At 69.1% G+C, this 12228-nt stretch carries 13 protein-coding genes; 10 read left to right on the forward strand and 3 right to left on the reverse strand.

The features are described 5' to 3' along the window. Positions 1-59: 59 nt before the first annotated feature. The 3 genes from VKV26_06955 to VKV26_06965 all read right to left on the reverse strand — a co-directional run bounded on the left by VKV26_06955 (position 60) and on the right by VKV26_06965 (position 2424). Entirely contained in the window at positions 60-650 is a 591-nt protein-coding gene (locus tag VKV26_06955; protein ID HLZ69636.1) for a methylated-DNA--[protein]-cysteine S-methyltransferase, read from the reverse strand. A 37-nt stretch (positions 651-687) separates the two neighbouring features. Then, positions 688-1419 (reverse strand): 2OG-Fe(II) oxygenase, encoded by a 732-nt coding sequence (locus tag VKV26_06960; protein ID HLZ69637.1) that lies wholly within the window; start codon positions 1417-1419, stop codon positions 688-690. A gap of 222 nt (positions 1420-1641) precedes the next feature. Continuing rightward, positions 1642-2424 (reverse strand): enoyl-CoA hydratase-related protein, encoded by a 783-nt coding sequence (locus tag VKV26_06965; protein HLZ69638.1) that lies wholly within the window; start codon positions 2422-2424, stop codon positions 1642-1644. Positions 2425-2574: 150 nt separating this feature from the next. Between VKV26_06965 and VKV26_06970 the strand changes: the two genes are divergently transcribed. The 10 genes from VKV26_06970 to VKV26_07015 all read left to right on the forward strand — a co-directional run. Then, a complete protein-coding gene (locus VKV26_06970; protein HLZ69639.1) occupies positions 2575-2970 on the forward strand; it encodes a HEPN domain-containing protein in 396 nt (131 codons plus the stop codon). Continuing rightward, positions 2967-3779 (forward strand): hypothetical protein, encoded by an 813-nt coding sequence (locus VKV26_06975; GenBank protein HLZ69640.1) that lies wholly within the window; start codon positions 2967-2969, stop codon positions 3777-3779. The genes VKV26_06970 and VKV26_06975 overlap by 4 nt, the downstream gene beginning before the upstream one ends. 109 nt (positions 3780-3888) lie before the next feature. Continuing rightward, positions 3889-5250 carry a bifunctional phosphopantothenoylcysteine decarboxylase/phosphopantothenate--cysteine ligase CoaBC gene (coaBC, locus tag VKV26_06980; protein ID HLZ69641.1) on the forward strand — a complete coding sequence of 454 codons (1362 nt, stop codon included), beginning with the start codon at positions 3889-3891 and terminating at the stop codon, positions 5248-5250. Between the two features lie 421 nt (positions 5251-5671). After that, complete coding sequence (locus VKV26_06985) at positions 5672-6013, forward strand: hypothetical protein (protein ID HLZ69642.1); 342 nt, start codon at positions 5672-5674, stop codon at positions 6011-6013. A gap of 177 nt (positions 6014-6190) precedes the next feature. Next, entirely contained in the window at positions 6191-6658 is a 468-nt protein-coding gene (locus tag VKV26_06990) for an ester cyclase (protein ID HLZ69643.1), read from the forward strand. Positions 6659-6753: 95 nt separating this feature from the next. Further along, complete coding sequence (locus VKV26_06995) at positions 6754-7128, forward strand: DUF692 family protein (protein HLZ69644.1); 375 nt, start codon at positions 6754-6756, stop codon at positions 7126-7128. Between the two features lie 303 nt (positions 7129-7431). Continuing rightward, positions 7432-8580, forward strand: coding sequence for a CaiB/BaiF CoA-transferase family protein (locus VKV26_07000; protein HLZ69645.1), 1149 nt, complete (start codon positions 7432-7434; stop codon positions 8578-8580). Between the two features lie 322 nt (positions 8581-8902). Then, positions 8903-10729, forward strand: a complete 1827-nt coding sequence (locus VKV26_07005; protein ID HLZ69646.1) for a PAS domain-containing sensor histidine kinase — start codon at positions 8903-8905, stop codon at positions 10727-10729. Between the two features lie 49 nt (positions 10730-10778). After that, positions 10779-11231, forward strand: a complete 453-nt coding sequence (locus VKV26_07010; protein HLZ69647.1) for a VOC family protein — start codon at positions 10779-10781, stop codon at positions 11229-11231. Between the two features lie 52 nt (positions 11232-11283). Then, positions 11284-12228: quinone oxidoreductase (locus VKV26_07015; protein HLZ69648.1), on the forward strand; the 945-nt coding region annotated here is incomplete at its 3' end.

Consider the following 12228-nt stretch of genomic DNA (forward strand, 5'->3'; position numbering starts at 1 on the left):
TGCGCAGTATACGCTTCCGGCCGTTCCGCGTCCGGCCGCACGCCGCTACCTCGCGCCGATCATATGGCCAGCGCCGGCCGCGCACCTTCGTGCGCCAGCAAGCGGCGCTTCAGGTGCACACCGCCGGTGAAGCCCTTTAATGAGCCGTCCGCGCCGATCACGCGGTGGCAGGGCACCACCAGCGGCAGCGGATTCGCCGCCACGGCCTCGCCCACCTCGCGGGCCGCGCCGGGCCGGCCGGCCAGCGCCGCCACGCGGCCATACGAGCGCGTCTCGCCGAAGGGGACCGCCAGCAGCACGCGCCAGACCGCCTGCTGCCATCCGTCGCCGTCCAGCACCAGCGGCAGGTCGAAAGCCGTGCGGCGGCCCTCGGCGTACTCTGCAAGCTGCTGCCGCACCGGCGCCGTGCGCTCTGGATCGCGTGTGACGCCGAAGCCGGCTCGCGCCAGCTCCTGCTCGATCGTCGTTGGGTAGCGCCCCTCCAGGAATTGCGTGCGCAGCAGGGCGCCGTCGCCGTTCACCGCGAAGGCCAGCGGCCCGGCCGGCGAGGGCGAAGTGTCGAGGAAGGCACGCGCGGAACTGCTCCACGCCGGCAGATCAAAGCGGATCGGCTGCATGCGGTCTGCGGCCGGGTTCAATCGCGTAGTCATCAGGGTGCTCCTTGCCGTCTGTAGCGCAATGCCCGGCTCAGGCGGCGTCGTGGAAGATGATGCCCAACGTGGCGCGCACGCCCGCGGCGATGCGGCTGACGCCATGGCGCACGTTGGCCCGGTACCAGCCGCGGCTGCCCGCGATCGGGCGCTCGCGCGTGGTGAAGATCAGCCCTTCGCCCTGCTCAAGCGTGATCACGCGGCCCTGCGACTGCGCCCGCGGCCGCTGCTCCACCAGCAGCAATTCGCCGCCGCGGTACTCCTCGCGACCCGTCAGCATAAAGACGACCTGGAAGGGAAAGGCGACCGCGCCGTAGATGTCCTGGTGCAGACAGTTGTAGCCGCCCGCCTCGTAGCGCAGTTGCAGCGGCGTGGGCTTGCTCTGCCCCGCCGCATGGCAGCGGTCGAGGAAGCCGGCAAGCTCGGCCGGATAGCGCGTTTCGGCGCCAAGCCGCTGCTGCCAGGCGTTGGCGACCGGCGCCAGCCGCGGGTAAAGCTGCTCGCGCAGCTCCTGCACCGGCGTCGGCAGCGGGTTGGCGAAGTACTTGTACTCGCCCTCGCCGAAGCGGTGGCGGGCCATGTCGATCCGGCTGCGAAAGCGCTCGGCCTCGTCGTAGTGCGCGATCAGCTCCGCGCACTCCGCCGGCGAGAGCAGCGGCGGCAGCAGGGCATAGCCCTCGGCGTCGAGCGCCTGTGTCAGTGCCGCCCAATCGCAGGCGGCGATGCGGCTTGCGATCGAGGCATGTTCGGTAATCGTTGTGAGCGTCATGGCGTTCTCCAGTGCGGGCGATGCAGCGTAGCGGTGTGCGCACGGGTGGCCGCGCGTGCGGCCTCGGACCGTCCTGCCACGCGTGAGCCCATCGCGCCCGGCTTGGGGCGACGGCTGTTATTGGTGATAACGGGACGCGACGGGCAAGGTAACGCCGCCCGCAGGCCGGGGACGCGAAGGTACGCCGGTTCCCGCGCGTTTCCTGCTCTTTGGTTGCCGGGGCTACTGGTTGAACCGCGCCTCGCGCTTTTCGCGGAAGGCGGTGACGGCCTCGCGGTGGTCGGGCAGGCGGCGCGCCGCCTCGTCGTTGACCTGCTCGCGCGCCATCACGGCGTCGAGGTCCGGCTCGCTCGGGTTCCTCGCCAGCAGCTCCTTGATCATCATCACGGCGCGCGTCGGGTTGTTGGCGATCTCGTCCGCCTTCGCCAGCGCCGCCTCCAGCAACTGCTCGCGCGGCACCACCTGCGAGACGAGGCCGATGCGCAGCGCCTCCTCGGCCTGCACGAAGCGTCCGGTCAGGCACATCTCCGTCGCGTTGCCCAGGCCCGCGATCTGCGCCAGCAGCCGCGTTGAGCCCAGCTCTGGCATCAGCCCCATCTTGATGAAGCGGATCGAAAGGCGGGCGTCTTCGGCGGCGATGCGCACGTCGCAGGGCAGCACCAGCGTGAGGCCGACGCCGGCCGCGTAGCCCTGGATCGCGGCGACGGTCGGCTTCGACTCACGCAGGAGTTTCGTGATCGAGGCGCCGCCCTGCCGCCGCTCGGGCGTGGCCGGCTGCGTCTCCAGGCGCTGTGCGAAGCCGCCGAGATCGGCGCCGGCGCAGAAAGCGCGGCCCTCCGCCGCCAGCACGATCGCGCCGATGCCCGCGTCGGCGTTCCATGTGCGGATCTGGTCGGCGATCTCCCCGCTCATCTGCCCGGTCCAGGCGTTGAGCTTGGATGGCCGGTTCAGTCGGATGATGCCCACGCGCCCGCGCGTCTCGGTCAGGATCTGTTCGTATGTCATCGTGCTCACGGCGCTCACACCTCGTTCAGCATCGCCTCCACCACCGACCGCCATAGTACGCCACCGCGTCGTCCCGCGTGCAGACACGATGCGGTACGGTACACTGAAGGTGGCGCACGCCGACCACAGACCCGCCGCTGCAGGTCATGGGTGAACCGAAGCGACCTTCAAGCTCTGGCGCGCGTCCGGGCGGCCGAGGCAAAGCACTTGCTGGACGGCGGCCACTATGCCGGCGCGTACTACCTGATTGGGTACACCGTCGAGTGCGCGCTGAAAGCCTGCATCGCGAAGACGGTCGCCCGATATCAGTTTCCCGATAGGAAGCTTGCAAACGACAGCTTCACACATGACCTCACGAAGCTGCTTTCCCTCGCCAACCTAGTAGGCCGCTTGGACGCAGATCAGAAGGCCGATCCTTTGCTGGAGCGTAGCTGGAATATCGCAAAGAATTGGTCGGAAAAGAGTAGATACGAGCCACATACACAGATAGAGGCAGAAGAGCTATACAGGTCTGTAATGGACCAAAGACACGGAGTATTTCGATGACTACGGCGATTCTGGTAGAACGAGATATCACCGACGGTGATAATCTGCTTACTTCGCTGGATAGACGCGGTCTGATCATCGACACTTGCGCATGGTCGTTCGGATTCGAAGCTAACTCTTGGTTCCTAAACATGGCTACACCACTAGCCGACAGATTCGGACTGGAAGCAACCATCCTCAGCATCCTCCAAGTATTGCGTGAAACCGATTTAACCTCAATTTCGTTTCTTAATCTTACTGTATTGCGTGATACAGATGGATTTCCGCGTGCATTGCGAGTATTTGCTCGACAATACCCACTAGTTGAGATCTGGTATTCTGGTGGCGCCCTCGGTGGCACAGATCTCGGTAACGTCTATGTGTACCGCTGCTACAGCCAGGTGGTCGAGCACCATGGCTTTTACATCGGCGTGGAACTTATGCCTCGTCGAGATACTTCGTTCAAGCTGCGGCTCAAAGTTTACCCGCCCGTGCGCCTGCAGCGGAAGGCAGGCGGGCCGACATTGCTTTCGGAGAGTACTTTGCGAGTCTTTACCCGAACAGTCGGCATCACCGATGAGGCAGCCGCTGTGGTGCCGCGACGGCTGCTCGACGACAGCGGGCCGCAGCCGCGAGTCTGGGCGTTCCTCACACAGCGCGGCCTCGACTATGCCAGAAGGATCGTGGACCTTGTGCTCGACGGGCACGGCACCGCGGTGATCACGGAGCGCGAGGTGGTGCTCAGCAGCGAAAGTGAAGATTTCCCCTTCATGGCACAGGACGGCGCGGCACTGCTGGAGGCGGAGTTCGACGTAGGCAGCCGGGTCTAGCTCCGGTCCGTTCTTCACCAGGCGAAGGCGCGGCTGGGCGTGCCGCCTGCCTGTACAATCGTAGCGCGCCGAGCAGCCCGGCTCGCCGCCGGCGACAGGACGGTGCTCGATGGCCGGACCCGATGCAGAAATGCCCCCCGCGGCGCTCGGTCAGGATGACGCCGGCGCGGATGGTCCTTCACCCTCCACCCTCTACCCTTCGCCACTGCACAACAAGCGCATCGTGCTCGGCGTCAGCGGCTCTATCGCGGCGTACAAGGCGGCGGACCTCGCCAGCAAGCTGCGCCAGGCCGGCGCCCTCGTGGATGCGGTGATGACGAAGGGCGCGACGGAGTTCATTACCCCGCTCGCCCTGCGCGCCGTCACTGGCCGCGCCGTGATCACCGATATGTACGATGTGCACGCCGACCTTGCCGTGGAGCACGTCGAGCTGGCGCACGCGGCCGAGTGTGTGGTGATCGCTCCGGCCACGGCGGCAACACTGGCGCGGCTCGCCATGGGTCTGGCCGAGGACATGCTCTCCGTCACCGTGCTGGCGACCACCGCGCCGCTCGTGATCGCGCCGGCGATGGAGGCGAACATGTTCGCCCACCCCGCCACGCAGGCGAACCTGGCCCTGTTGCGCCAGCGCGGCGCCGTAATCGTCGGTCCGGCAGCCGGCCATCTCGCCAGCGGGCGCATGGGCCGCGGCCGCATGGAGCAGCCGGAAACGATCGTGGAGGCGATCAAGCTGGTGCTGGGCCGCGGGCGCGACCTGGCCGGGCGGCGCATCGTCGTCTCCGCCGGCGGCACGCAGGAGCCGATCGACCCGGTGCGCTACGTCTCGAATCACTCCTCCGGCAAGATGGGCTACGCCATCGCCGAGGCCGCTCGCGACCGCGGCGCCGCCGTCACGCTGATCACCACGCCCGTGGCGCTGCCGCCGCCCTACGGCGTGGAAACCGTGCGCGTGCGCCGCGCCGTCGAGATGCGCGACGCCGTGCTCGCCGCCTGCCGCGGCGCCGACGCGCTGATCATGGCCGCGGCCGTGGCCGATTTCCAGCCGGCCGAGGTCGCGGGGCAGAAGATCAAGAAGCGCCCCGGCCAGACCGGGCTCACGCTTGAGTTGACGCGCACGCCCGACATCCTCGCCGACGTCGCCGCCGCCGCGGCCGAGCGCGAGGATCTGCGCCGGTTGGTGCGCGTGGGCTTCGCCGCCGAAAGCCAGGATCTGCTGGCGAACGCCGCGGCCAAGCTGCACGGCAAAGAGCTCGCCTTCATCGCCGCCAACGACATCACCGCCACCGACGCAGGCTTCGGCACGGATACGAACCGCGTGCTGCTGCTGGATGAGCACGGCGCCAAGCAGCTGCCGCTGCTGAGCAAGTACGACGTGGCGCTGGCGCTGCTCGACCGCCTGCTGGTCGAGCTGAGGAACAGGGAACAGGGAACAGGGAACCGAGGGAAGAGACCCACGGCGCAGCCGGTGTAGACCATGGCCGCGTGCGGGTGCTCAGGTGGCTCAGTGCGCGGCTTTCCGGGGCCAGGAGCAGCGCCCCGACGAGCCAGACGAGCGGTGCCAGCAGGTAGTACGTGTTGATGTAGAACAGGCTGATCGCCGCGGCGCCGGCAAGAGCTGGCAGCGCGATCGTCAGGCTCCCGGGCAGCGGGCGGCGCCGTGTGGCTGGCGCGGCACTGGCCGCACCGATCAGGCTGCCGAGCAGCGTCAGGCCCGCGATTGCGGTGCGCATCGGCCTGGCTCGCTCGCTCGGTATCAACACCTCGCAGGCGCCTGCTGCGGCGCTCGCTTGTGCCTGAGGGCCGGCGTGCCCCGGCGGCGGTTGTCGCGCGGTAATTCGTGCGACTACTATCGTAGCGGTAGAACCGCGATCGTCTCATCGCGGAGCGTTGCCATGCCTGTTCTGCCCCGCCATGGCTGGTCCGCTGTTTGTGCCGGCGCGCTGCTGCTGGTGCTGCTTGCCGCATCGTATGCGCTCGCCGGCGGCGTCCCGACCTTCGCCGCCGGGGTTTCGCCGAGGCCCGTGGTGCACGACGGCACTCATTTGAACCACTCGGCGCAGCCGACCGCCGACGATGCCGACGGCGACGGCCTGCCGGACGTGGTCGTCCTCGCCGTCGCGATCACGGTGGTGTTCCTGGTCAGATCGCTCTGGCGGCGCGCCCATTTGGATTCGGGCGTGCGTACCGGCCGCTCGATCCTTCCCCAGTCGTCCCCTCCACGCGGTCCCGCTTGATCGGCTCGCCCCTGCCCGCGGCGCTTTGCCCCGGCGCCCACCAACCCGGCAGCGGCGAACAGGCCGTGATTCCGTGCGATCGGCGGCGCCGGCCTTGCGCAAACCGGCGCGCCCGCGGGCCGATCGTCTTCGTCAGTGGAAGGAGCACGCGGCATGCCCGCGGAAGTAAATAAGGCCATGATCCGCCGCCTGTTTCGGCACGTGCTCAATGAGCATCACGTTGAGCCGATCGACCGCCTGGTCGCCCCCGCGTACATCGAACACGGTGAACACGGTGAACACGGTGAACACGGTGAACACGGTGAACACGGTGAACACGGTGAACACGGTGAACACGGCGGCCAGGGCGCCGTGCTGGGACCGGCGGGACGGGAAGGGTTCAGGCGGACCGTGCAGGCGTATCTGCGCGAGTTTCCCGATCTGCGCGTCTGCATCGAAGACCAAATCGCCGAAGGCGACAAGGTCGTGACCCGCTTCAGCCTGAGCGGCACGCACAGTGGCGCGGTCCTGGGAGCCGCCATGATGGGGAAGACGTGTCGCCGCGGCGGCATTCGTATCGACCGGCTGGAGCACGGGCGGCTGGTGGAAAGCTGGCTGCAGCTCGACCTGCCGCGGGAACTGCGGCGGCACGCCGTGCCCGCGTAGCCGGAGGCGTGTCCGCCGGCTGTGCGCGGCACCTCTGCCCCGTCGCGCTCAGCCGGCGACACACTGGGCCCGGCCACCGAAAGTTCGTGGCGCCCGTGCCCGAGCTGCTGGCGGAGTCCGTGTTCATCGGCGAAATCTTGCGGGGCAGCCGGCACGGACTTCTCCTGGACGTCACCAACCTCCGCATCAACGCCGTGATTTTCGGCTCCGATTCGTACGCCTGGCTGGAGCCGGCGCCGCTGGAGCACACGGTCTGCATCCATGTTTCCGGCGACGAGCAGTACGTCGGCGGTAGCCGGGACGGGAAGGCGGCCGACATGCACGGCCAGCCCGTGCCGGATAGCAGCGGGCGGATGGTGGAGGGGGTGGTGGCGCAGGTTCCGGTCAAAGGCATTCTCCTGGAGCTGGGGGCACGGATTGGAATGCCGTCACCTCCCTCGGCGAGGACGCCGAAGGTCGCGGCAACCTGATGCAGTTCGGCATGCCACGCATCGTGGCCGGCTGCGAGTAACCGAACGGCTCAATCTTCCCCGGCTCGGGAAAGAGCAACCCTGGCGTGTTCAACTTCAACATCGGCGGCCGTGCCGCGGCCGGATAGCAGGCAGGCGCCGGCAGGGCGCGCTGCCGCCGCGCTGACGCCCGAGGCGCGGGTGGTTCGTCCCTCGGGCGTTTGCCGATCGGGCTCATATCCCCGCGGTCCTATCGCCTACGCCCTGCGCCCAACGCCCCGACCCTGTACCCTGAAACTAAATCCTTTCGACTCGGAGCGACCCATGCTGCCGCTGTCGGATCTGCGCGTCGTCGCTGTCGAGCAGGCGGTTGCCGTGCCGCTTGCCACGCGCCATCTCGCCGATCTCGGCGCCGACGTGATCAAGATCGAGCGGCCCGACGGCGGCGACTTCGCCCGCGGCTACGACGGCGCCGTCAACGGCCTCTCCGTCACCTTCGCCTGGCTCAACCGCAACAAGCGCAGCGTTTGTCTTGACCTCAAAGCCCCGGCGGACCTCGCGGTCGCCGCCGAACTGGCCGCCCGCGCCGATATCTTTGTCCAGAACCTGGCGCCGGGCGCGGCGGCGCGGCTCGGGCTCGGCGCAGCGGCGCTGCGGACGCGCAACCCGCGATTGATCTATTGCAGCCTCTCCGGCTACGGCGACTCCGGTCCCTACGAGCAGCGCAAGGCCTACGACGCGCTGATCCAGGGCGAGACCGGCGCCTCGACGGTCTCCGGCACGCCGGAGCAGCCGGCGCGCATCGGCCTCTCCGTCGTCGATATCTCCGGCGCGATGCACGTCTTCGGCGCCGTGCTCGCCGCGCTGCACCGGCGTGAGCGCACCGGCGAGGGCCACGAGCTGAGCATCGCGCTGTTCGATACGATCGCCGACTGGATGGGCGTGCCGCTGCTGACCACGAAGTACGGCGGCGAGCACGTGCGCACCGGCCTCTTTCACAGCTACATCGCGCCCTACGGTCCGTTTCGCTGCGGCGACCAGGGTACCGTCAACATCGCCGTGCAGAGCCAGCGCGAATGGATCTGGCTCTGCGAGCGCGTGCTGGAGCAGCCAGAGCTGGCGACGGACGCGCGCTTCGCCACCAATCCCGGCCGCTTCGTCAACCGCGAGCCGCTGCGCGAGATTATTGAAGCCGTCTTCGCGCGGCTGGGGCTGGCGGAGACGGTGGCACGGCTGGAGCGCGCCGGCGTGGCCTTTGGCGAGCAGCGCGAGGCCAAAGCTCTGTCCGCGCACCCGAACCTCGCGGCGCGCGAGCGCTGGCAGAGCGTGCCGTCGGAGGTGGGCGCGGTGGAGCTGCTGCGCTCGCCCTTCGACGCGGCCTCCGGCTGGCGCACGCCGGCCGGTGCGATCCCGTCGCTCGGGCAGCACACGGACGAGGTGCTGGCCGAGTTCGGCCTGCGGCGCGGCGGCTGACGCAGCGTTGCTTCAGCGGCTCGCTCCGCTCTCGCGGGCGCCGCCGTGTAAAGATGCGACTTCTGCGACCTACGAGCTCAATCTCGAATCAGGCCCGCGCCGGCGCACGCCGATGGTCCACGCGCCGGCGCTGCTCGGCTGCAACGCCTACATCCCGCGACACGGCCGCGGGGCACAACGTTTCGGATCAGTGATAGCTTCTGTCGCGGCTCTGTGATACCGCGGCCATGCACGAAGAACCGATCAATGGCGTACGCTGAAAGCAGGACCGAGCGCAGGCAACGCGGCTGCTGGCCGCGCCCGGCAGGGTCGAGGGCGTGGCATGAGCCTAGATCATCAGCCCCGCAAACAGCACACGACACGTATTGCTCGCGACCTGAACGGGAATACGCTACGCCGGGATGGGCGAGCCGATCTCCCGCCGCTCGAGGCGGCCGCCCCGGCCCACCGCAACGCGCCCTCGTATCATTCCCTCTTTCAGCAGCATCCGGACGCGATCTTCGCTTTCGATCGGGAGCGGCGGCTCATCAGCTTGAACCCGGCGGCGGAGCGGTTGAGCGGCTACACGAATGGGGAGCTGCTGGGTCGCCTGCTGACTGAGCTGCTGGCGCCGCCGTCCCGAACGCGGGCGCAGCGCGCCTTGAATCGCGCGGCCCGCGGCCAGATCGCGGAGGTACGCGTCATGCTGCGCCGCAAGGACGGCGAACGCCTCGACCTGCGCCTGGCGCTGCAGCCGGACGTCGCGCAGGGGGCGCTCAACGGCGGGTTCGGCATCGTGCGGCAAGACGGCTTCGGGCAGGGCGCCGAGGCGGACCGCTCCGTGATGCTTGCCCATACCGCCGATGCCGAGCGCCGCGCCGGCATCCTGGCCGGCGCCAGCGCCGTGCTCGACGCGTCGGTTGACAGTTCTGACTCCGCCGGCGCTGCCGACGCCGACGGCACGCTGGCCGGCCTGGCGCGCCTGCTCGTGCCCGGCCTCGCCGACTGGTGTGCGATCGACCTCGCTGCGGCCGGCGGCGTGCGCCGGATCGTGGGCGAGAGTGCGGCCCTGGGCGGCGTGGATTCGTCCGGTGGGACGGCACAGATCCGCAGCGCGCAGCCGGAACAGGCCAATGCAGAGCGGCTGCTGTGGGTGATTCGTCACGGCCGGCCGGTGTTTGTGCCGGAGATGACCGCCGGTCACCTGGTGGCGCTGGCGATCGACGATGAGGATCTGCGCCGGCTGCAGTGGCTGGGTATCAACTCGTTCATGCGCGTGCCGTTGAGCGCCCGCGGCCAGACATTTGGTGCGATCGCTTTTGCCTCTGCCGCCTCGGGACGCCGTTTCACGAAGGCGGACCTGGCGCTGGCCGAGGACCTGGCTCGCCGGCTCGGCCTGGCCGTTGACAGCGCACGGCTTGATCGAGAGGTGCAGCGGGCGGTACGGGCGCGTGACGAGTTCTTGGCGGCGCTGTCGCACGATCTGCGCACACCGCTGACCTCGATCAAAGCCTTCGCGCAGATGCTGGGCCGCCGCGCCGGCCGTGGCGACCAGGTGCCGTCTGCGGCCGTGATCGACACTGTGAACGCGATCAACGAGGCCGTTTCGCGCATTGCCGCGCAGCTCAACGAAGTGCTCGACCGCTCGCGCCTGCACGCCGGGCGTCCCCTGCAACTGGAGCGCCGCCCCACCGACCTCGTCGCCCTCTGCCGCCGGCTGATCGCGGCGCAGCAGGACGAGGCGGCGGACTGTCGCATCGCCCTGGAGGCCGAGCCGCCCGGCCTGATCGGCATGTGGGATGCCGCGCGGCTGGAACGCGCCCTTGGCCATCTGCTGGCCAATGCGCTCAAGTACAGCACCGCCGGCAGCACGACGCTGATCACGGTCGGCCGCGTCGATGCCGGCGGTCAGCCGAGCGCCCTGCTGCGCGTGATCGACCACGGCATCGGCATCCCAGAGCGAGATCTGCCACACGTAATCGAGCGTTTCTTCGGCGCCGGCAATGCGCGAGATCGGGCGCCCGACGGCGGCAGCGGCCTCGCCGAGACCTGGGAGATCGTGCGTCAGCACGGCGGCGACGTCACCATCGCCAGCCGCGAAGGCCAGGGCACCACCGTCACCGTCACCCTGCCGCTGGGGCGCCAGCCGGAGGCCGGCCCGCGCGTCTGAGCCGCAGCCGGCGCGACGGGCGCTATACTGCGCGCGGGGGTAAAGCATCATGATCGTCAGGCTGGATCATGTGGGCGTTGTCGCGCATTCGCTGGACGAGGCCCGCGACGTGCTGGTGGACAAGCTGGGCCTGCCGCTCGACGAGCAGCGATCGCGCGGGCTGAACGGCTCCTACTTCGCGCCGGAGCGCACGCTCAATTTCTTCGTCACGGTCGGCGAAGGCGAAACGCAGATCGAGATCCTGATTCCGCAGGACACGACCAGCGGCGTGGCGAAGTTTCTGCATAAGCGCGGCCCCGGTCTGCACCATCTCGGCTACGCGGTGGACAACGTACCGGACGACGCGCGCGTCTTGCGCGAGCGCGGCCTGGAGCAGATCGATCTCGGCGGTCGGGCCACGGCGGCGTTCTTCTATCCGCGCAGCGCGATGGGCATTCTCACCGAGCTGGTGCCCGTGCGCACGCTGGCGCGGCTGCACACCGCGGCGCCGGCCGGCCGCTGAGCCGGCAGAGCGAGTCGATTCGCACAGAGCGTGGCGGCGAAGGAGCCGGGCGATGAAGGCGATCCGCGTGCACCAGTACGGCGGCCCCGAGGTGATGCAGCTTGAAGAAGTGCCGCTGCCGGAGCCCGGCCCCGGCCAGGCACGGGTGAAGATCGACGCCACCGGCGTGAACTTCATCGAGATCTACCAGCGCAGCGGCCAGTATGCCGGCCAGTTGCCGACGGGCCTCGGCGGCGAGGCGGCCGGAACGGTGGATGCCCTCGGCGCGGGGGTCTCCGGGCTGAAGCCGGGCGATCGCGTGGCCTACACGGGCGCGCCTGGAGCCTACGCGCAGTACGCGATCGTGCCGGCAGCGCGGCTGGTGCCGGTGCCGGAGGGGATCAGCACGCGCGACGCGGCGGCAGTGATGCTGCAAGGGATGACCGCGCACTACCTCGCCTTCAGCACCTATCGGCTCGGGGCAAACGATACCGCGCTGGTGCACGCGGCGGCGGGCGGCGTGGGCCTGCTGCTGGTGCAGATCGCCAAGCGCTGCGGCGCCCGCGTGATCGGCACCGTCTCGACGGAAGAAAAGGCGAAGCTGGCGCGCGAGGCCGGCGCCGACGAGGTGATTCTCTACACGCAGGCCGACTTCGAGGCGGAGACGAAGCGCCTGACCGATGGCAAGGGCGTACAGGTGGTCTACGACTCGGTCGGCAAAACCACGTTCGACCAGAGCCTCAACTGCCTGCGTCCGCGCGGGTACCTGGTGCTCTTCGGCCAGTCGAGCGGGGCCGTGGCGCCGCTCGATCCGCAGGTGCTGAACGCCAAAGGCTCGCTCTTCCTCACGCGGCCCAGCCTGGCGCACTACACGGCGGACCGCGAGGAGCTGCTCAAGCGCAGCGGCGACCTGTTCCGTTGGCTGGCGGCGGGCGAGCTGAAGCTGCGCATCGACCGCACCTGGCCTTTGGCCGAGGCGGCCGAGGCGCACCGCTGCCTGGCCGACCGCCAAAGCACG

It is taken from the genome of Dehalococcoidia bacterium (genome assembly GCA_035310145.1).
Taxonomy (GTDB): Bacteria; Chloroflexota; Dehalococcoidia; order CAUJGQ01; family CAUJGQ01; genus CALFMN01.

Coding starts and splice junctions, on each gene's coding strand:
- VKV26_06955 (HLZ69636.1), bottom strand. CDS start 650: ATGACTACGCGATTGAACCCGGCCGCAGACCGCATGCAGCCGATCCGC.
- VKV26_06960 (HLZ69637.1), bottom strand. CDS start 1,419: ATGACGCTCACAACGATTACCGAACATGCCTCGATCGCAAGCCGCATC.
- VKV26_06965 (HLZ69638.1), bottom strand. CDS start 2,424: ATGACATACGAACAGATCCTGACCGAGACGCGCGGGCGCGTGGGCATC.
- VKV26_06975 (HLZ69640.1), top strand. CDS start 2,967: ATGACTACGGCGATTCTGGTAGAACGAGATATCACCGACGGTGATAAT.
- coaBC (HLZ69641.1), top strand. CDS start 3,889: ATGGCCGGACCCGATGCAGAAATGCCCCCCGCGGCGCTCGGTCAGGAT.
- VKV26_06985 (HLZ69642.1), top strand. CDS start 5,672: ATGCCTGTTCTGCCCCGCCATGGCTGGTCCGCTGTTTGTGCCGGCGCG.
- VKV26_06990 (HLZ69643.1), top strand. CDS start 6,191: ATGATCCGCCGCCTGTTTCGGCACGTGCTCAATGAGCATCACGTTGAG.
- VKV26_07000 (HLZ69645.1), top strand. CDS start 7,432: ATGCTGCCGCTGTCGGATCTGCGCGTCGTCGCTGTCGAGCAGGCGGTT.
- VKV26_07005 (HLZ69646.1), top strand. CDS start 8,903: ATGAGCCTAGATCATCAGCCCCGCAAACAGCACACGACACGTATTGCT.
- VKV26_07010 (HLZ69647.1), top strand. CDS start 10,779: ATGATCGTCAGGCTGGATCATGTGGGCGTTGTCGCGCATTCGCTGGAC.